General features: G+C 35.1%; 18 protein-coding genes. 10 read left to right on the top strand and 8 right to left on the bottom strand.

From position 1 onward, the window contains the following. Positions 1 to 702: 702 nt before the first annotated feature. The 4 genes from Q0845_RS25565 to Q0845_RS25550 all read left to right on the top strand — a co-directional run bounded on the left by Q0845_RS25565 (position 703) and on the right by Q0845_RS25550 (position 5,752). Positions 703 to 3,801 (top strand): leucine--tRNA ligase, encoded by a 3,099-nt coding sequence (locus Q0845_RS25565; RefSeq protein WP_298520180.1) that lies wholly within the window; start codon positions 703 to 705, stop codon positions 3,799 to 3,801. Positions 3,802 to 3,876: 75 nt separating this feature from the next. Further along, positions 3,877 to 4,461 (top strand): hypothetical protein, encoded by a 585-nt coding sequence (locus Q0845_RS25560; RefSeq protein WP_298520178.1) that lies wholly within the window; start codon positions 3,877 to 3,879, stop codon positions 4,459 to 4,461. A gap of 181 nt (positions 4,462 to 4,642) precedes the next feature. Next, positions 4,643 to 5,350, top strand: coding sequence for a zinc metallopeptidase (locus Q0845_RS25555; protein WP_298520175.1), 708 nt, complete (start codon positions 4,643 to 4,645; stop codon positions 5,348 to 5,350). Between the two features lie 18 nt (positions 5,351 to 5,368). Beyond that, positions 5,369 to 5,752 (top strand): hypothetical protein, encoded by a 384-nt coding sequence (locus Q0845_RS25550; RefSeq protein ID WP_298520172.1) that lies wholly within the window; start codon positions 5,369 to 5,371, stop codon positions 5,750 to 5,752. Positions 5,753 to 5,761: 9 nt separating this feature from the next. Here the strand turns inward: Q0845_RS25550 and Q0845_RS25545 are convergent, their stop codons facing one another. Continuing rightward, positions 5,762 to 6,232, bottom strand: a complete 471-nt coding sequence (locus Q0845_RS25545) for an Lrp/AsnC ligand binding domain-containing protein (RefSeq protein ID WP_298520169.1) — start codon at positions 6,230 to 6,232, stop codon at positions 5,762 to 5,764. Positions 6,233 to 6,542: 310 nt separating this feature from the next. Next, entirely contained in the window at positions 6,543 to 7,907 is a 1,365-nt protein-coding gene (locus tag Q0845_RS25540; protein ID WP_298520167.1) for a saccharopine dehydrogenase C-terminal domain-containing protein, read from the bottom strand. 90 nt (positions 7,908 to 7,997) lie between these two features. Here Q0845_RS25540 and Q0845_RS25535 point away from each other — a divergent pair, with 90 nt between their 5' ends. Together Q0845_RS25535 and pckA are read left to right on the top strand one after the other, a co-directional pair. Beyond that, positions 7,998 to 8,396, top strand: coding sequence for a DUF423 domain-containing protein (locus Q0845_RS25535; protein ID WP_298520164.1), 399 nt, complete (start codon positions 7,998 to 8,000; stop codon positions 8,394 to 8,396). A gap of 69 nt (positions 8,397 to 8,465) precedes the next feature. Beyond that, the gene (gene pckA, locus Q0845_RS25530) at positions 8,466 to 10,082 is read left to right on the top strand and encodes a phosphoenolpyruvate carboxykinase (ATP) (RefSeq protein ID WP_298520162.1); all 1,617 of its coding nucleotides are present in this window, start codon (positions 8,466 to 8,468) and stop codon (positions 10,080 to 10,082) included. 126 nt (positions 10,083 to 10,208) lie between these two features. Here the strand turns inward: pckA and Q0845_RS25525 are convergent, their stop codons facing one another. Both Q0845_RS25525 and Q0845_RS27910 read right to left on the bottom strand, forming a co-directional pair. Then, positions 10,209 to 10,955, bottom strand: a complete 747-nt coding sequence (locus tag Q0845_RS25525) for a uroporphyrinogen-III synthase (protein ID WP_298520159.1) — start codon at positions 10,953 to 10,955, stop codon at positions 10,209 to 10,211. A gap of 21 nt (positions 10,956 to 10,976) precedes the next feature. Then, positions 10,977 to 11,636, bottom strand: coding sequence for a DUF4271 domain-containing protein (locus tag Q0845_RS27910; RefSeq protein ID WP_367180691.1), 660 nt, complete (start codon positions 11,634 to 11,636; stop codon positions 10,977 to 10,979). A 273-nt stretch (positions 11,637 to 11,909) separates the two neighbouring features. Here Q0845_RS27910 and Q0845_RS25520 point away from each other — a divergent pair, with 273 nt between their 5' ends. The 3 genes from Q0845_RS25520 to Q0845_RS25510 are packed head-to-tail and all read left to right on the top strand — an operon-like array spanning position 11,910 to position 14,441. Next, positions 11,910 to 12,647 (top strand): polyprenol monophosphomannose synthase, encoded by a 738-nt coding sequence (locus tag Q0845_RS25520; RefSeq protein ID WP_298520156.1) that lies wholly within the window; start codon positions 11,910 to 11,912, stop codon positions 12,645 to 12,647. Further along, positions 12,640 to 13,974, top strand: a complete 1,335-nt coding sequence (locus tag Q0845_RS25515) for a dihydroorotase (protein ID WP_298520153.1) — start codon at positions 12,640 to 12,642, stop codon at positions 13,972 to 13,974. The genes Q0845_RS25520 and Q0845_RS25515 overlap by 8 nt, the downstream gene beginning before the upstream one ends. Beyond that, positions 13,971 to 14,441, top strand: coding sequence for a DUF4296 domain-containing protein (locus Q0845_RS25510; protein WP_298520150.1), 471 nt, complete (start codon positions 13,971 to 13,973; stop codon positions 14,439 to 14,441). The genes Q0845_RS25515 and Q0845_RS25510 overlap by 4 nt, the downstream gene beginning before the upstream one ends. A gap of 8 nt (positions 14,442 to 14,449) precedes the next feature. Here the strand turns inward: Q0845_RS25510 and Q0845_RS25505 are convergent, their stop codons facing one another. Further along, the gene (locus Q0845_RS25505; protein WP_298520147.1) at positions 14,450 to 14,920 is read right to left on the bottom strand and encodes a hypothetical protein; all 471 of its coding nucleotides are present in this window, start codon (positions 14,918 to 14,920) and stop codon (positions 14,450 to 14,452) included. A gap of 88 nt (positions 14,921 to 15,008) precedes the next feature. After that, on the bottom strand, positions 15,009 to 16,022 hold the full coding sequence (locus Q0845_RS25500) for an NAD-dependent epimerase/dehydratase family protein (RefSeq protein WP_298520145.1): 1,014 nt from the start codon (positions 16,020 to 16,022) through the stop codon (positions 15,009 to 15,011). 64 nt (positions 16,023 to 16,086) lie between these two features. Here Q0845_RS25500 and tyrS point away from each other — a divergent pair, with 64 nt between their 5' ends. Further along, positions 16,087 to 17,385 carry a tyrosine--tRNA ligase gene (tyrS, locus tag Q0845_RS25495; protein ID WP_298520142.1) on the top strand — a complete coding sequence of 433 codons (1,299 nt, stop codon included), beginning with the start codon at positions 16,087 to 16,089 and terminating at the stop codon, positions 17,383 to 17,385. Between the two features lie 515 nt (positions 17,386 to 17,900). Here tyrS and Q0845_RS25490 read toward each other — a convergent pair. Both Q0845_RS25490 and Q0845_RS25485 read right to left on the bottom strand, forming a co-directional pair. Further along, on the bottom strand, positions 17,901 to 19,517 hold the full coding sequence (locus Q0845_RS25490; RefSeq protein ID WP_298520139.1) for a glutamate synthase-related protein: 1,617 nt from the start codon (positions 19,515 to 19,517) through the stop codon (positions 17,901 to 17,903). A gap of 85 nt (positions 19,518 to 19,602) precedes the next feature. Continuing rightward, the gene (locus Q0845_RS25485) at positions 19,603 to 20,580 is read right to left on the bottom strand and encodes an acyl transferase (protein WP_298520136.1); all 978 of its coding nucleotides are present in this window, start codon (positions 20,578 to 20,580) and stop codon (positions 19,603 to 19,605) included. Positions 20,581 to 20,667: the final 87 nt, after the last annotated feature.

The raw sequence follows: 20,667 nt of genomic DNA, 5'->3' as shown, positions 1-20,667 counted from the left end.
AACTAACAAAAGTACACCTAAGAAAAATTCGCGCAAATCTTCAGAAGAGCAAGCCTAAAAACATTCGTGAATTCGTGACAAAAACTAAGAAGTTTAATAGTTCATAAGTTTAACAGTTTATGCTCAAATAACAAGTTGGCAAACCAACAAAAGTGCACCTAAGAAAAATTCGAGCAAATCTTCACAAGAGTAAGCCTAAAAACATTCGTGAATTCGTGACAAAACTAAGAAACTTAATAGTTTATAAGTTTAAGAGTTCATGTTCAAATAATGAATTAACAAACCAACAAAAGTGCACCTAGGAAAAATTCGCAAAAATCTTCACAAGAGTAAACCTAAAACATTCGTGAATTCGTGGTGAAAATTAAGAAGTTTAATGGTTTATAAGTTTAATAGTTCATGTTCAAATAACAAACCGATAAGCCAACAAAAGTACACCTAAGAAAAATTCGCGCAAATCTTCACAAGAGTAAGCTTAAAAACATTCGTGAATTCGTGGTGAAAACTAAGAAGTTTAATGGTTTATAAGTTTAACAGATTACGCTCAAATAACAAACTAACAAACCTGTAAAAAAGAAGTTTAAAAGTTTATAGATTTAAAAGTTTAACTTCTGAAATCACGTCGAATCAACAAATAAACAAAATACAAATCAACAATAAACAAAAAACCACTAAATTTGCGCTTCTTTAAAAGCAATCAAGATGAAGTACAATTTCAACGAAATTGAAGCCAAATGGCAAAAATATTGGGCAGAAAACGGAACATTTCATGCCGAAAATAATTCTGACAAACCAAAATATTATGTGCTCGACATGTTTCCTTATCCTTCAGGAGCAGGATTACACGTTGGTCATCCATTAGGTTATATTGCTTCAGATATCTATGCGCGTTACAAGCGTCATCAAGGATTCAACGTATTGCATCCGCAAGGATATGATAGTTTCGGATTGCCAGCAGAGCAGTACGCTATTCAAACTGGTCAGCATCCAGCAATTACCACAAAAACGAATATTGCGCGTTACCGTGAACAATTGGATAAAATTGGATTCTCATTTGATTGGAGTAGAGAAGTACGTACCTCTGAACCAGCTTATTACAAATGGACGCAGTGGATTTTTATCGAATTATTCAATTCGTGGTATAATGTCGAAACAGACAAAGCAGAACATGTAGATACGCTTATCGCGAAGTTTGAAGCGGAAGGAAACGCAACCGTAAAAGCTGTTTGTGATGATGATATTGCGGTGTTCGCTGCCGCAGAATGGACAAATTACGATTCAAAAACAAAACAAGAAATACTACTAAAATACAGACTTACGTACTTGGCAGAAACAGAAGTAAACTGGTGTCCAGCTTTAGGAACGGTGTTGGCAAATGACGAAATTGTCAATGGAGTTTCTGAACGTGGAGGACATCCTGTAATACGTAAAAAAATGACGCAATGGAGCATGCGAATTTCCGCGTATGCACAACGTTTGTTAGACGGTTTGAACACAATTGACTGGCCACAACCTTTAAAAGATTCACAAACCAACTGGATTGGTCGCTCACAAGGAGCTATGGTGACGTTTAAAGTTGATGGACACGATGCAAATATTGATGTATTTACCACACGACCAGATACAATTTATGGTGTAAGTTTTATGACGTTGGCACCAGAACACGATTTAGTAGCAAAAATTACAACTGCCGATCAAAAAGAAGCGGTTGAAAACTATAGAGAAGCAACTTCCAAAAGAAGTGAGCGTGAACGTATGGCCGATGTGAAAACCATTTCAGGAGTCTTTACAGGTGCGTATGCAGTACATCCGTTTACGGGAGAAAAAATACAAATCTGGATTGGTGATTACGTGCTAGCAAGCTACGGAACTGGAGCCGTAATGGCAGTTCCTTGTGGAGATCAACGTGATTATGACTTTGCCAATCACTTTGGTTTAGACATTCCGAACATCTTTGAAAATGTAGACATCTCTGAAGAAGCGTATAGTGAAAAAGAAGGTGTAAAAATTGCAAACTCTGATTTCCTAAACGGTTTAACGTATAAAAAAGCGATGAAAACCGTGATTTACGAAATGGAAAAACGTGGTTTTGGAAAAGGAAAAATCAACTATCGTTTGCGTGATGCAGTTTTCTCACGTCAGCGTTATTGGGGAGAACCATTTCCAGTATATTATGTAAATGGAATGCCACAAATGATAGATGTACAACATTTACCAATTACATTACCAGAAGTAGAAAAATACTTGCCAACCGAAACTGGCGAACCACCATTAGGAAACGCTGAGGTTTGGGCTTGGGATACGAATACGAATACAGTAGTGTCAAATGATCTTTGTCATTCCGCACCTGATGCGGAATCCACTGAGGACAACGGAATCTACCCATTAGAACTAAACACGATGCCAGGTTGGGCAGGAAGTTCTTGGTATTTCTTCCGTTATATGGAAAAAGCGGCAAGAACAGAAGACTTTGCAAGTGAGGAAGCACTAAAATACTGGGAAAATGTAGACTTATATATTGGTGGAAGCGAACATGCAACCGGACACTTATTATATGCTCGTTTTTGGGTGAAATTCTTAAAAGACAGAAATTTTGTGGGTGTGGATGAACCGTTCAAAAAGTTGATCAACCAAGGAATGATTTTGGGGACGAGTGCTTTTGTTCATAGAGTTGGTTTTAAATTTGCAACTGTTTTAGGTTCAATAGACGAAAAGGATAAAAAAAATGTTGAATATTTAGAAAATAAGTATGCAATAATAAAAGACAAATATTTTTCTAGTGAATTGATAAAATATTTTAGAAGCTCATATAATGAAACAAATGAAAGATCCTTGCCTAAGGAAGAAATTGCTCATATGGAGATTCGGAAGAAAATGAATAAAGATTTGTTAAGTCCTGTTTTGAATGATATTAAAGAACTTGGACTAGATGGTAAGATCATGGTTAGACCTGATAAGCATTATTATAAGAATCATGTAAAAATAGATTATGTTAATTTTTCTGATGAGTTAAATATTGAAGATTTAAAGTCTGATAGTGAATTTGGAGAAGATTATAAAGATGTAAAATTCATTAGCGAAGAAGATGGAACATTTAAAGTCTCGCGTGAAGTCGAAAAAATGTCCAAATCAAAATATAATGTAGTTAATCCAGATGATATCTGCGAAGAATACGGAGCAGACAGTCTACGTTTGTTTGAAATGTTCTTAGGACCATTAGAACAAGCAAAACCTTGGAATACCGCAGGAATTTCGGGTGTTTTCGCATTCTTAAAGAGATTATGGAAGTTGTATGTTGGAGAAGAAGGTGTGTCTAAAGTTACGGATGCTGCACCAACAAAAGACAATTTAAAAACATTGCACAAAACGATCAAAAAGGTAGAAGAAGACATCGAAAATTTCTCGTTCAATACATCAGTAAGTACCTTTATGATTTGTGTTAATGAGCTCACAGCACAAAAATGTAGTAGCAGAGAAATCTTAGAACCGTTAACGATTTTAGTTTCTCCGTATGCACCGCATATTGCAGAAGAATTATGGGAACGTTTAGGTAATGAAGGTTCTATATCAACAGCCAAATTCCCAATTTTTGAACCAAAGCATTTGGTAGAAAGTTCAAAGGAATATCCAGTGTCGTTCAATGGAAAAATGCGCTTTAAAAAAGAATTATCACTAGATTTATCTAAAGAAGAAATCGAGAAAATTATTCTGGAAGACGAACGTACGCAAGCACAATTAAACGGAAGAACTCCTAAAAAAGTAATTGTAGTTCCAGGAAAAATTATTAATATAGTAGGATAAAAATGCTAAAGTTTGGTATGATAATAGTTAATACGAAATCGTGTAACTTCATACCGCAACAAAAAACGTATAAAAATGAAAAAATTTCTCTTTATAATAGCGCTTGTTTGCATGACTACAACGGTTATGGCGCAAAAAAAAGAAGTAAAAGAACGTGATGGGAAAAGCTCTGAAGACAAAGAGTTTCCAACAGAATATGCGTTTCCAAAAGAATATGTAGGAACGTATGCTGGAAATTTATCCATTGCTGATGCTTCTGGTGTCATACAAAATGTTCCAATGGAATTGGTTATCAAACCAACAGAAGATCCAAAAAAGTATTCTTATACAATGGCATACATTGTTTCCAACAAAAAAGACGAAAGAAAGTATACCTTAGTTGTGGTGGATCCTGAAAAAGGATTATACGATTTAGATGAAAACAACGGAATAGTGTTGAGAGCCAATTATATGCGACAAACTTTATTTAGTACGTTTGAGTTGAATAACAGAATATTGCACAGTCGTGTGGAGTTTAACAATGACGGACGTGTATTTTTCTCTATCTCAGTAACGGAAAAAGCAGGTGCACGAAATACAGGCGATGAAAAATTAGCAGTGACTAGTTATCATACAACCATCATTCAAAAAGCTGCATTGCGTAAGGTAGTTCGCGATTAAATAAGAAATTGACATAAATTCATACAAAAAGAAACCTCGCTATTTGGCGAGGTTTTTGTATTTTTAATCGTAAAGTTTAATAAATGAGCATTGAAATGTATAGTTCTAAAATAGAATAATTACTTTCAGAACAAGAACACATAGCAATGGTGTTTGAGTTAAATAATTTAAATTAAAAAATATGTTTTCAAGTGGATATATGCTTCTGGCAGGAGCAATAATGTTGGCAAGTATGTTTGTGAGTAATAAACTCAAAAGCAAATTTGCGCACTATTCAAAACTACATTTACGCAATGGAATGAGCGGTGTCGAAATTGCAGAAAAAATGTTAGCCGATCACGGAATTAGAGATGTAAAAGTGGTTGCAGGACGCGGAATGTTGACCGATCATTACAATCCAACAACTAAAACCGTAAGTCTTAGTGAAGGAGTATATCACCAACGAAACGCAGCGGCAGCGGCAGTAGCAGCACACGAAGTAGGTCATGCTATTCAACATGCTAAAGCCTACAAATGGCTGCAAATGCGCTCTAAAATGGTGCCTTTGGTAAGTATAGCGTCTAAGTTTTCGCAATGGGTTATTTATGGAGGAATTGCCATGATGGCAAGTCAGCAAGCAGCCGGAGATTCACCCATAGGAAGAAATATTCTAATTGTTGGATTGATCATGTTTGCCGCAGGAACAGCGTTTAGTTTTGTAACATTGCCTGTAGAATATGATGCAAGTAACAGAGCATTGCGTTGGCTAAAAGATAAAAATATGGTAACGCAGGAAGAATATGCAGGTTCGCAAGATGCGCTCAAATGGGCAGCAAGAACCTATGTTGTTGCAGCTTTAGGTTCGTTGGCAACTTTGCTATACTTTGCGAAATATCTAAACAGAAGATAGTTTCAAATGTACTTTAAAATGAAAAGTAAGGCCTTAGATCACATTGTTTTGGGAATTATTGCCTTGATGATGGTGAGTTGTGGGAATAAGCTTCAGTCAGATTTAAGTTTTGAAAAACAAGGTAAGAAAATAACAATGGTGTTAGAAAATGATGCTACTTCTTTAGTTGTTGGAAAACCAACCAAAGCACGTTTTGATACAGAAAATATCAACAATAAGAAACTTTCGATTGTTGGAGCAGGAATAAGATCGAATCAAATAGATAAAGACGAATTTCGTTTTACAATAACGCCCATTGAAAAAATGCTTGTTGATGGAAAAATGAAAATTCACATAGCTGAGTTGCTGGATAATGGTGAAAAGTTTTCACACACATTTTTAGTTTCTGTAAAATTAAAGTGAACGCTATGATTACACTTTAATCTGTCGATCAATTTGTTGATTTAAAGAAATAAAAGTTTCTGTTCGTGAAACACCTTTAATGGCTTGAATTTTATGATTCAAAATGTGCATCAAGTGTTCGTTATCTTTGCATAAAATCTTGATTAATAACGACCAGTCGCCAGTGGTGTAGTGACTTTCCATTACTTCAGGAATTTGATCTAAAGCTTTTACTGCGTCCGGATTTCGCATGGCTTTGTCTAAATACACGCCAATAAACGCCATGGTTTTGTAGCCTAATACTTTTGGATTAATGACAAATTTAGAACCCACAATTAATTTTGCATCTTCCAGTTTTCGAAGCCGTTGATGTACAGCTGCGCCAGAAATACCGATGCTTCGCGCAATGCTCAAAATAGGTGTTCGTGCATCTTTCATTAAAGCACGAAGAATCTTTTTGTCAATTCCGTCAATTTCTATTTGTTCATTAATCACTTTCATATATGAGCTATTTATCAAATGAAAGTCTAAAATACAGGTTTTTGTTTTAAATCTAAACTAGAAAATGATCTTTCAAGAAAAATTGATATTTTTCAAACAAATTTGCTTTACAATTGAAGTTTTATAAAAATATCATGTTCGTCAACATAAGTAGCTCTCAATCAAATCTCGCTTCATCTAACGAATGTGTTTCGATAGCAGCAAAAATCCACAAAAGTGAACCAACAAAACTTAAGCTTTGAAAAAAAAACAGTCAGTAAATACTTGACCAGCAACTAACAATTAGCAGCTGGTAACCAAGATTCAACAACTAAACTACATGATGGTCATACCCAAAATAAGGTACTTCTTCTTCCTTAAATCGCACACCGTAATCTTCCAATTCCTTTAAAATTGGTCCGTATACTTCTTTGGTAATTGGCAATTGTACACCAGGTGTCGTGATTTCTTCGTTTAAAATTTTCAAAGCAGCAATAGCAACAGGCAATCCAACGGTTTTTGCCATGGCTGTATAGGTTTGATCTTCTCCTAAAATCACCATTTTAGAGTCAATTTGATGTTTTTCGCCACCTAACTCATATCCAAACTTATGATACATTACAATCATGTCTTTGTCTTCTGGAGCCAATGTCCAACTGTCCATCAATATCTTTTGAAGAATTTGTGCAGGCGTGGCATTGTCTAAACCTACTTTTTTATGCGGATTAAAAATATCTAATTCCAACAATTTTTCCCAAAGTGTATCATCTTGATCGATCTTTAAATTGTGGCGCATTTTCAACTCTACAGAATCTGTTGGACTGTAAGGTAAAAATGAATTTACAAAATCGCGATAGCTCATTTCGGCAGAATTTTCAATGGTATAACTATCGTCCGTCATTCCTAAAATGATAAACATTTGCCATGCTCTAGAAAATCCAACTCTTCTGATAGTTCCACGATACAAGGTCAAAATATCGTCCAAACCGTACACGCTTCTATACTTTAAAGAATCGCGATTGGCATAGGCTTCAAACTTTCCATAACCTTCTACGCTTAAAAATTCCGTTCTGCGGAAGAGTCTATTATAAGGTATATACTTATAAGTTCCTTCTTGAATAAACTTTGCAGTTCCGCCTTGTCCGGCCAATACTACATTTCTTGGATTCCATGTAAACTTATAGTTCCACAGGTTTGTGTCACTTTCAGGAGCAACCAATCCGCCTGTAAAAGATTCAAACAAAATCATTTTTCCGCCATTATCGCGAATACGATCAATGACTTCCATGGCACTCATGTGATCAATTCCTGGATCAACACCAATTTCATTCATAAACACTAAGCCTTTTTCTTTCACGGCTTCATCAAGTGCTTGCATTTCTTTACTGATATAGGAAGCTGTCACCATGTTTTTTCCATAGTGAACACAGTCTTTTGCTACTTCAATATGAAAACGCGCAGGAAGCATCGAAATCACAATAGCAGCTTCTTGAATGGCAGCTTTGCGACTTTCGGCATTAAAAACGTCTAACAAAATGGCAGAGGCATTCTCATGGTCTCCAACCAATTTTTGAGCATTTTTAATGTTGATGTCTCCAACAGTAATATGTAAATTTTCAGTATGACTTTTATCTAAAAAATATTTAATAAGGTACGAAGCAGATTTTCCTGCACCAATAATTAAAATGTTTCGCATAGTTGGGTTTTGTTGCGTAATTTTGTAAAATGACAAATATAACACGAATGTAGCAAAATGTTACATTTATAAAAATAACTTCGCGATTTTATGAGAAAAAAAATATTAATTACGGGAGCAGTTCTTGGATGTTTGGCTGTTATTTTAGGTGCTTTTGCGGCACATGGACTCAAAAAAGTGCTCAATGCCGATCAAATTCATTCTTTTGAAACAGGTGTGCGATACCAAATGTATCATGCTTTTTTATTATTATTTGTTGGAATCTCTACATTTATCTCACCTAAAATGCAACGTTTGATCTATGTGTTTGTATTGTGGGGAATTATACTTTTTTCAGGTTCTATTTATCTTTTGGCTACTAAAGACGTGACTTCCGTGGATATTTCATCGGTTGGATTCATTACACCAATTGGTGGAGCTTTGTTAATTGCAGGCTGGATTGTTCTTATCATTAATTTTTTCAAACTTAAAACAGAGAAAATCAGTTAAAAAAGGATAATCTATAAAAATATTTATACTTTTGCCCTTTACAAAAAAACACAACAAGAGTTATAAGTTATGACGAATAACACCTCCTCAACGAAAACGATTTCGTTAAATCAATACGGAATCAAGGATGCGAAAGCACACTACCAACTTTCCTCAGACCAATTGCATGATGAAACAATCCTTAAAGGACAAGGTACTGAAACTTCTTTTGGAGCTATCTCAGTAAATACAGGAGAGTTTACAGGAAGATCCCCTAAAGACAGATTTATAGTGAAAGACAGCATCACAGAAGATAAAGTTTGGTGGGGAGACATCAATATTCCTTTTGAGCCAGCTGCTTTTGATAAATTGTACGATAAAGTGGTTGCATATTTATCTGAAAAGGAAGTATACGTACGTGATGCATATGCTTGTGCAGATGAAAATTACAAGCTAAATATTCGTGTCGTAAATGAGTATCCTTGGAGCAATATGTTTGCACACAATATGTTTTTGCGTCCAACAGAAGAAGAATTAAACGGATTTGAAGAAGAATGGCTTATTGTAAATGCGCCAGGCTTTATGGCTAATCCTGAAGTCGACGGAACGCGCCAACACAATTTTGCAATCTTAAACTTTGAAAAGAAAATTGCACTTATTGGTGGGACAGGATATACAGGAGAAATCAAAAAAGGAATTTTTTCTGCATTAAACTTTATTCTTCCAGTATTTAAAAACACTTTGCCAATGCACTGTAGTGCCAATGTTGGGAAAGATGGTGATACTGCTATTTTCTTCGGATTGTCAGGAACAGGAAAAACAACTTTATCAGCAGATCCTGAACGTCAGTTAATTGGTGATGATGAACACGGTTGGACAAACGAAAACACAGTCTTCAATTTTGAAGGCGGTTGTTATGCGAAAGTGATCGATTTAAGCGCAGAAAAAGAACCAGATATTTATCGCGCAATCAAAAAAGGAGCAATTCTTGAAAACGTTATTATTGATGACAACGGAAATGTAGATTTTAATGATACTTCCATCACGCAAAATACACGTGTGAGTTATCCTATTCACCACATAAACAATATAAAAGTACCATCTATTGGGAAAAATCCTAAAAATATATTTTTCTTAACGGCAGATGCTTTTGGAGTATTGCCTCCTATCTCAAAGCTTACACCTAGTCAGGCAGCATATCACTTTATTTCTGGATATACGGCTAAAGTTGCTGGAACTGAAGCTGGAGTTACGGAGCCTGTACCAAGTTTTTCTGCATGTTTTGGAGCGCCATTTATGCCATTGCACCCAACAGCGTATGCTGAAATGTTAAGTGAAAAAATGAAAGAAGCAGGTGTAAATGTATGGCTTGTGAATACAGGATGGTCTGGTGGTCAATATGGTGTAGGAAAAAGAATGGCTTTAAAATATACCAGAGCAATGATTGCCGCTGTTTTAGATGGCGCTTTAGGAAACTATACGTATGAAGATTATCATATACATTCTGTTTTTGGAGTAGCACAACCAAGAAGATGTCCTGGTGTGCCAGATTCTATATTGAGCCCGAGAACAACCTGGAATGATGATCAAAAGTATTATGAAACAGCATTTAAACTCTCAAATGCATTTAGAGAAAACTTTAAAAAGTTTGAATCGTATGCTAGTGAAGAAATAAGAAGAGGTGGACCACAACGATATGGATTCTAAAGAAAAAATTAAGAATCTCTTCTCTTGAGGAGATTCTCAGTTTACAATACTATAACCAACCCAAAAACAAAAAAGCGTATATCTGTAATGGATATACGCTTTTTTAATTGTTATAATATAAAGTAATTATTTCTTATTCACTTCGTCAATGTATTTTGCTAATGCCATAGTCATTGATGGCGTTTCTGGTGTTGGCGCTTTAATATCTACTCGCAAACCTGCTTCTGTAGTTGCTTTGATAGTTGAATTACCAAATACAGCAATACGTGTGTCATTTTGTTCAAAATCTGGGAAATTTGCCAATAAAGACTTAATTCCTGATGGACTAAAGAACACTAAAATGTCATAATACACATCACGTAAGTCAGATAAGTCGCTTACTACAGTTTTATAAAAAATTCCACGCTCCCAAGTAATGTTTAATGAATTTAAAGTTTCTGGTACTGCGCGTTTCAAAGCATCTGAAGATGGTAACAAAAATGATTCATCCTTGTACTTTTTAATTAGCGGAGACAACTCTTGGAACGTACGTTTACCTACATAAATTTTACGCTTTCTGTATACCACATACTTCTGTAAATAGTAAGCTACGGCTTCTGACTGACAAAAATATTTCATAGTGTCAGGTACTTTGAAGCGCATTTCTTCTGCTACTCTAAAAAAGTGATCAACAGCATTTCTACTGGTTAAAATGATAGCTGTGAACTTTGTCAAATCTATCTTTTGGTGACGTACATCTCTTGCACTAACACCTTCAACGTGTATGAACGGTCTAAAATCAATTTTCACCTTTTGCTTATCAATAAGCCTCGAGTATGGTGAGTTCTCAATTTTTGGTTCCGGTTGAGAAACTAAAATGGTTTTTACTTTCATAAACCTGTGTTTTATGTCGCGTTATTCAATTAATAATTTATAGATAACTAAATAAGGGGCAATTTCAAGTGCGCAAAGATACAAAATAAAATAAAACAACTTGCTGATAATCAATTTTTGATAATTCTTTAGTAGAAGAAATAATACAATGAGGTTATAGGAAAAAAATATAAAAATTACTGAGAAAAATATAATCTTATTCTTATAATCGTAGTAAACAAGCACTAAGTTGATAGGAATTAAGAACAAGCCAAATAGGTTTCGAGCGTTAATTTTGTGAAAATTATAGGCATTAATATATCCTTCAATATCTAAAATAACAGCCATGATTTTTTCAAAAATGTATCTAATCATGATGAAAAACACCATAAATGAGATGATTTTGATAAATAAATAAGGCGCATCAATAAGATACGGACGAAAGAAGGTAACCGCAATATATCCGAAGATAGAAAACGAAATAACTTGTACACAAAAAAGCAACGAAGTAAACCCGTTAATGAGGTTTTCTTGCTTAGATTCTACCTGATTTTGATATTTGTTAGAGAACAGAAAAGCTAAAAAGAAAGCGAACTTTTTTCGAAATAAAAAGCGTGTCACTACCAGCAAGCACAATGTGGTTACAAACAACAATGTGAGCCAATCTTTAGAAATGATACTTCTTTCAACGGTAGATAACATTCGGTAAAATTAGTAAGTATGTTAAATAATACATAAAAATTTAGGACAAAATACTATAGACAGGCAAAGAACTTATAATTTGTGTACTTTTGTTATGCCAAATAAGCTTTAAAATGATTGATGTAAAATTTGAATTATAGTTTCTTTAGATGAAATAGAAAATATAAGCACAGCCTTAGTTACGGTTCTGTTTTATATTGAAAATATAAAGGAAATAGAAACAAATTTATCGGTTATTTTAAAGTTTATTTGGTATTACCCTAATTTTAGAAAATGTCAGACGCAATTGTAGTCATACCAACGTATAACGAAATTGATAATATAGAAGCTATTATTGAAGCAGTTTTTGCTCAAGATAAAGCCTTCCATGTTTTGATTGTTGATGACAATTCTCCTGATGGAACTCACAAAAAAGTTCTAGAACTTCAAGAAAAATACCCAACACAATTATTCTTAGAAGTACGAGAAGCCAAAACAGGTTTAGGAACTGCCTATATTCACGGTTTTCGATGGGCTTTGGAACGCGAATATGAATATGTCTTTGAAATGGATGCTGACTTTTCACACAATCCAGCAGATTTAGTTCGTTTGCTAGCAGCATGTCAAAACGAAGGTGCTGATGTGGCTATTGGTTCGCGCTATGTAAAAGGTGTAAATGTTGTCAATTGGCCAATGAATCGTGTGTTGATGTCCTATTTTGCATCAAAATATGTGCGCTTCATTACAGGAATTCGCATTCATGACACTACAGCAGGATTCATCTGTTATCGTAGAAAAGTACTTGAAACAATTGGTTTGGATAATATTCGTTTTGTAGGCTATGCATTTCAAATTGAATTAAAATTCAAAGCGTGGAAATTAGGTTTCAATATCAAAGAAGTTTCGGTTATTTTTACCGACCGAACCAAAGGTGAATCTAAAATGGACAGTTCTATATTTTCGGAAGCAGTTTTCGGAATTATAAAAATGAAAGTTAGAAGTATGTTTACTAAAACAAAACGCAATGCATAAAATACTACTAAAAAACGCACAAATAATAAGTGAAGTCGAAGTAAAAACGGCTGATATTTTAATTGAAGGAGAACGAATTGCAAAAATTGGAACGAATCTTTCCGAAGAAGCGGATGAAGTGATTGATATTGCAGGAAAGCATATTTTTCCGGGTGTGATCGACGATCAAGTGCATTTTAGAGAACCAGGATTAACACACAAAGCCAATATTGGAACGGAATCGAGAGCGGCCATTGCAGGAGGAATTACTTCGTTTGTGGAAATGCCAAACACAAAACCGCAAACCACTACGATTGAAAAGCTTCAAGAAAAGTTAGACATTGCCAAAGAAACATCTTTCGCTAACTATTCGTTTATGTTTGGTGGTACAAATGACAATTTAGACGAAATCTTAAAAGTTGATACGACACAAGTTGCGGGACTAAAATTATTTTTAGGTTCTTCTACAGGAAATATGTTGGTAGACGATGCAGCAGTTTTAGAAAAAATATTTTCAAGCACCGATATGGTAATTTCTGTGCATTGTGAAGATGAAGGAACTATTAGAAAGAATTTAGCTGAATACAAAGAGAAATACGGAGACAATATTCCAATTGAATATCACCCAATCATAAGAAGTGAAGAAGCATGTTATTTATCGTCTTCAAGAGCCATTGAATTGGCTAAGAAAACAGGAGCACGTTTGCATGTATTTCACTTATCAACAGGAAAGGAAACGAACTTATTCGACAATTCCATTCCGTTAGAAGAAAAGAAAATTACTGCCGAAGTATGTATTCATCATTTATGGTTTTCAGATGAAAATTATAAAGAAAAAGGAACGCATATCAAGTGGAATCCTGCGGTAAAAACGGCGAATGACAGAGATCAATTATGGGAAGCTTTATTGGACGATCGTATTGATGTGATTGCTACCGATCACGCACCACATACCTTAGAAGAAAAAGACAATCCATACACAAGTGCTCCATCTGGCGGACCGTTAGTGCAACACGCATTAAACGCCATGATTCAGGCGCATAAACAAGGGAAAATCTCGTTGGAGAAAATTGTACAAAAAATGTGTCACAATCCAGCGCGTCTGTTTCAAGTGAAAGACAGAGGATTTATCAAAGAAGGATATTATGCAGATTTGGTAGTAGTTGATTTAGAGAAATCTTACACGGTTTCTAGAGACAACGTATTGTATAAATGTGGTTGGTCGCCATTTGAAGGTGTCACGCTAGATAGCACCATTACACATACGTTTTTAAATGGTAGTTTGGCGTATCATGAAGGGAAATTTGCGGAGAAACGCTACGGAAAACAATTAGAATTTAACAGATGAAAAAATATATAGCTTGCTTATTAATTGTAGTATTAACAATTGTTTCTTGTAAAGAAGAGACGATTCCAAAACCAGATAATTTGTTGTCAAAAGATAAAATGGCAGCAATTTTATATGATGTGACTTTGGTGAATTCTATCAAAGGAGTTAACAAAAAAAAGCTGGAAGAAGGCTATATGCATTTGGATACGTACTTATACAAAAAGCATGATACCGATAGCTTGCAGTTTTTAACGAGTAACAATTATTATGCGGCCAATCCAGATAAATATAGCGAGATTTATGGAATGGTTCAAGCAAGGTTAACGAAAGAACGAAAAAAGATTGGAGAAGAATTAGAAGCCGAACAAAAACGAAGAGATTCCGTTCAAAAATCTAAAAAATTGGCACGAACCAATAAAAAGAAAGATTCTATAGCAAAGTCAAAACCGAAGCCAAAATTTAATGAAGTAGAAAGTGACGGATAAAAGTCAAACTATTTTAAATATTTGATGTCTAAATAGCCTTTGGCAAAATCTACGCGGATGGTGTCTCCATCTTTTAAGTCGTATATAGAAGGAAGATTTTTTTCTTTTCGGATCGTTTCAATTGAAGACAATTCTTTTTGTCTAATAATAATAAATCCATCATTACTTAGTAAGTGGAGTCTTTTGTCTCTTTTGACTTTATAATCTTGTTGTATATTTTCAGATAAATAGAAGGTATTGGTATATAGCACAGTTCTTTCAATAAAACCATCTAATAAAAAAGCAAGAAATAATGCAGGGAAGATTGAAAAAATAACTTCTACGCGAACATTCTTTTTTGTGCATTTCTCAATAATCAATGCTCTAATTAGTATTAAAACATATATAATTCCTGCACCTATAAAAAAGAACGTCCAATAATTATATTCAAAATTCACAGTGTCTTTAATTAAATATTGATTTCTTATATGAGGAGTCATGATGTAGAAATCGAAATAAATAATGACTGCAAATATTATAATCGAAGGAATTGCAGGTTTAATATATGTGAATATTTCTCGAAGCACTTTATTTATTTTCTTTATAACGCTTACTCACACGCGCAATAGTTTCTTCCATCGGTGTAAAGGTAAAATTCAATGTTTCTTTAATTTTACTATTATCATAAGTAGTTTTCGATTGAATCGATTTTGCCGTCAGTCGCGTCAACCTACGATATTTTCCTGTAAAAAACTGTCGCCACCAATCCATACGCCAAGCAATTCCCAATAAAAAGGAACTCGCTTCTTTTTTGGGAGCTTGTACTTGCAATGCTTTGGCTGTTGTTTTGGAAAACTTTTCCACAGTCCAATTTTCTGCAACCAGAATAAAACGTTGGTTTTTAATATCGCTCTTCATCAGTTGAATCATCACAGAAACGACATCAAGCACATCCACATAGCTTAAAATTCCTTTGGTGTAATATTTTAGTCCTTTGTCAATTTTTCTAAACAACGAACCGCTTCCGCCACCGCGCCAAAATCCAGCACCTAAAATAATCGCAGGATTTACAATCACCATATCCAAACCTTCTTGCGAACCGCGCCAAACTTCCATTTCAGAACCGTATTTGGAAATAGCATACACGCTATTATCGGCTTCTGCATTCCAATGAGTTTCTTCGGTGATAGGAATTGTAGGATCTGTATTTTCGCCAATAGCTGCAATAGAACTTACAAAACAGAATTTTTTCACGCCATATGCAATGGACAAATTCACCATATTGGCAGTTCCTTCAATATTGACTTTACGGAGATTTTCAAACAATTTCGGATCAAAGGTAATCAGTGCCGCAACATGATAGACATGCGTGACCTCTGGAAATACTTTTTCCAAAGAAGGAACATCAATAACATCGGCTTTATGCCATTCAATCTTATCATAAAAATAAGAAACATCTTCAAAATAATATCCAAATACCGTTTTGACAGTTTCCAGTTTTTCAGACGTTCTATAAATGGCTCGAATACGTGATTCTGTTTGGGTCAAATGTGCCAATAAATGTGCACCAACCAATCCAGTTCCTCCAGTGACTAATATCATGCTACTAAAATAAACTTTTTTCTTTTCACTTTTATATCTTTGCGGAGCTTTAAAAGAATATACAATGAATAGCAATTTAGTAGAAGAATTACGTTGGAGAGGAATGATACACGATATCATGCCAGGAACAGAAGAACAATTGAATAAGGAAATGACGACTGCGTATATTGGATTTGACCCAACATCAGATTCATTACACATTGGAAGTTTAGTGCCTATTATTTTGTTAATGCATTTGTATAAGTCTGGACACAAGCCAATTGCTTTGGTTGGTGGCGCTACTGGAATGATTGGGGATCCATCAGGAAAGTCGGATGAGCGTAATTTATTGACAGAAGATATTTTGAATCATAATGTGGCTGGAATCAAACGTGTATTGTCTCGTTTTTTAGATTTTAATTCTGAAGAAAATAATGCACCAATTTTAGTGAATAATTACGATTGGATGAAAGATTTCTCTTTTATCGATTTTGCGCGTGATGTTGGAAAGCGAATTACTGTAAACTACATGATGGCAAAAGATTCTGTGAAAAAACGTGTATCGAGTGAAGGTGCAGGTATGTCGTTTACAGAGTTTACATACCAATTGATTCAAGGATACGATTTTTACCATTTGCACAAAGAACACAATTGCTTATTACAAATGGGTGGATCGGATCAATGGGGAAATATTACCACAGGGACAGAATTAGTGCGTAGAATGAACGACGAAGCTTCTAAAGCTTATGCGATGACCTGTCCGCTAATCACCAAAGCAGATGGTTCTAAGTTTGGAAAAACGGCTGGTGGAAATATTTGGCTAGATGCTGATAAAACTTCTGTGTACCGTTTTTACCAATTCTGGCTGAATGCTTCGGATGCAGATGCAGAAAAATACATTAAAATCTTTACGTTTTTAGATAAAGAAACGGTTGATGCATTGATTGCAGAACATACAGAAACACCACATTTACGAGTTTTACAAAAGCGTTTAGCTGAAGAAGTAACAACGTTGGTACATAGTAAAGAAGATTTAGAAAACGTAAAAAAGGCTACAAATATTCTGTTTGGAAAATCGACAGCAGAAGATTTTAAGCAATTGGATGAGCAAACTTTATTGGATGTTTTTGAAGGTGTACCACAAGCGGAAATTGAGCGTGCTGATATTGAAGCTGGTATGGATATGATTGCAGCTTTGTCTGCTAAAACTAAGTTTTTAGCTTCTAACGGAGATGCACGAAGAGCCTTAAAAGAAAATTCTGTGGCAGTCAATAAAACGAAAGTAAAAGAAGATTATAAAATCACTACGGCAGATTTAATCAATGATAAGTTCGTAACCATTCAACGTGGAAAGAAAAAGAATTTCTTGCTAATTGTAAAGTAGATTTTTAGACACGCACTGCTTTTAGAAGGTTAGATGCGCTTTCGCTGTTAGATATTAGATCGCTTCGCTACTAGATTTTAGACCTATTGATACGTCATTGCGAGAAGTATAGCGACGTGGCAATCTGTTTCTTTGGTAATAGCTCATCTTTGTTTTTACTTTAAAGGTATCTTATACAAGTTAGAATGTTCTCTAACAAACAAATTCATCTGTTTCAAATCTTCAATCAAAAAGTTCGACTTCGTCTTTTAGATTATTGATTCGTCTTGTGTTGTCTTTAATTTTAGATATTGCAGATGTCACTTCGAGTGATTTTTTGTAATGAAATGAAGAAAAATTGTATCGAGAAGTGCTTTATCAAAGATTTTTAAAATAAATAGCCCTAAATATGTGTAGTAGGATCATATTTAGGGCTTTGATTTTATTAAATAATAAACTAATAAGACGTTAAACTTACTAGTTTGTTCGTTTTACTATCATAAGCCTTACAGTTCAATCGTATAAAAACCATGATATTATGGATTCACGCCAGCATATGGTATTCCTGTAAGTCTGTGCATTTCTAAATTTAGTGTGCTTAAATCTGAAAAATTGAACTTCTTAATATCGTCATGTCCACAAGATCTTGCTACCACTTTTAAAAGATCGTTAGAAGCTGTAAAAAAGTTATGTAATTGTTTCGCAGATTGATCTATCATAAGACGCGCACGTAAGTTTTCTTTCTGTGTCGCAATTCCAACAGGACAATTATTGCTTCCGCAAGCGCGCATACCTAAACATCCAATAGCTTGCAAAGCGGCATTTGACACTGCAATAGCATCTGCACCAAGCATCATCGCTTTGGCAAAATCTTCAGCAACTCGCAGACCGCCTGTAATCACTAAAGTGACATCTTTTGCACTAATAGTATCTAAATGTTTTCTAGCTCTGGCCAATGCAGGAATAGTTGGAACATTGATATTGTTTCGTAAAATATTTGGCGCTGAACCTGTTCCGCCACCGCGACCATCTAAAATGATATAATCTACACCAACGGCCAGTGCAAAGTCTATGTCTTCTTCAATTCTACTTGCGGCAATTTTAAAACCTATCGGAATGCCGTCTGTTTGTTTGCGTACTTCTTCGGCAAAAGCTTTAAAATCATTTACCGTAAATAAATCTGGAAATGCAGCCGGTGAAATGGCAGCTTCTCCTTCTTTTAATCCACGGACTTCTGCAATTTCTTTGGTGACTTTACTTCCGGGCAAATGTCCACCTGTTCCTGTTTTGGCTCCTTGTCCGCCTTTAAAGTGAAATGCTTGTGCTTTTTTTACTTTCTCCCAAGAGAATCCAAATTTTCCAGAAGCTAGTTCATAAAAATAGCGTGAATTGTTCGCTTGTTCTTCTGGAAGCATTCCGCCTTCACCAGAACAAATTCCTGTTCCGCTCAATTCGGCACCTTTCGATAATGCTACTTTTGCTTCTCTTGATAAGGCTCCAAAACTCATATCAGATACAAAAACTGGCATTTCTAAATGCAATGGTTTTTTCGCTCTTGCGCCAATAATAACTTGTGTTTGTACGTCTTCATGGTCTAATAGAGGACGTTTGGAAAGTTGCGCAGGTAAAAATTGAATGTCTTCCCATTTAGGCAAGGTATTTCTATCAACACCCATAGAGGAAGATGGTCCGTGATGACCGTAGTTTTTAAGTCCGTTTTTAGCCAATTCTTTAATAAAACCTGTATATGGTTCTGTAGCTTCAGGATGCGTATCTGCGTAGGTTCCAAGGTATTCGTCTCGTTGAAACGGTTGCGGATGTTCGATTTGAAATGCTTCTATTTCAGCTTTGTCAACCGAAACAGTATCACCATCAATATGTGTGGTAAACTTGTGTAGTTTTTCTTCGTCGTTGTACTCGCTTACGCCAGTATCATATCGATAATCCCAACCATGCAATCCGCAGATGAGGTTGTTTCCTTGTATAAAACCATCAGCCATTAGGGCGCCACGATGCAAACATCTTCCGTAAAGGATAGAGATGTTTTCTTCGTATTTTATAATGACTAAATCAGTATTTAAGGCTAATGCGTGCGCAGGTTCTTTTTCTTTCAGTGCTGAAACCTTGGCAATTTCAATAAGAGTTTTTGACATACTTTTTAGTGGTTGATAGTTAGGTTGTTGGATACTATCAAGATAGGGATATTTTGCTAAATATAGGTATGACTATTTTTTGAGATTAAAATACCATCAAATTGCAACCTCTGATGTCTGAATGATCAAAACGACCGAGAATTTCAAAAGTTCCATCAGGATGTATTTTTCCTAAATCTTGCGTAGCAATAAAGGCACATGAGTTGATATTTGCCAAATCAATCACGTTGATTCCGCCAGATTTTCCATTAGGTTGAATGGTTAAAGCATCTTCAGGATCGCGTGTGTAGAGTTTCATCCATGGCGGCATTTCAAAAATACCATTTCCTTTAGAGTAGCCTTGCGAGAGCAATTCGGTCATGCCATATTCGGAGTGAATTTTTTCAACACCAAAACCTTCACAAAGTTGTTGATGCAATTCTGCACGAATCATTTCTTTTCTACGACCTTTCATGCCGCCAGTTTCCATAATGATGGTGTTTTTGAGTTGAAACTGAGTGGTTTCAATCAAATCTAATAAAGCAAAAGAAACACCAATTAACAATACTTTTTTTCCTTGCTGATCAAGTTGGATGAGTTGTTCAGTCAATGCTTTTAAATCATGTAAATAAAATCCGCTTTCAGGCTGTTTACTGCGTTTTATAAGATCGTTTGCCATGTAGATTAACGAGGAGCCTTTTCGTTCTAAATAATTCGGCAATAAGGCTAAAATGACATAATCTTCAATATTTCCATAGAAGTATTCAAATCCTTTGCGGTAACTTTCTTCGTAAATAGACAAGTCTGTTACAAGATGTTTGCTAGGTGTGCTTCCTGTTGTGCCCGAACTTGTAAATGTTTCTTGAATTGGATGTGTATTGGAAACAATTTCGTGTGATTTAAAAAATTGTATAGGAAGAAACGGAATGTCTTCAATTTTTGTAATATCACTTGGATGCACGTATAGCAAATCGCAAAACGATCGGTAGGTACGATTATTTTCAAATTGATGCTGAAATGTTTGAAACGTCAACGCTTCAAAAGTAGCTTCGTCTTTTATATTGAAAATAGGATTGGAATTCATTTTTTGTGCAAACTAGGCTGCAAAAGTATAAAATTAAAAAAAAGCATCTTGAAAACTCAAGATGCTTTTTTGTATGTTATGTGTTTG

This window comes from uncultured Kordia sp. (assembly GCF_947489565.1).
In the GTDB taxonomy this organism is placed as follows: domain Bacteria; phylum Bacteroidota; class Bacteroidia; order Flavobacteriales; family Flavobacteriaceae; genus Kordia.
Note: the sequence above shows the minus strand (reverse complement) of the source record. Positions and strands in the feature narration are given on the sequence as shown.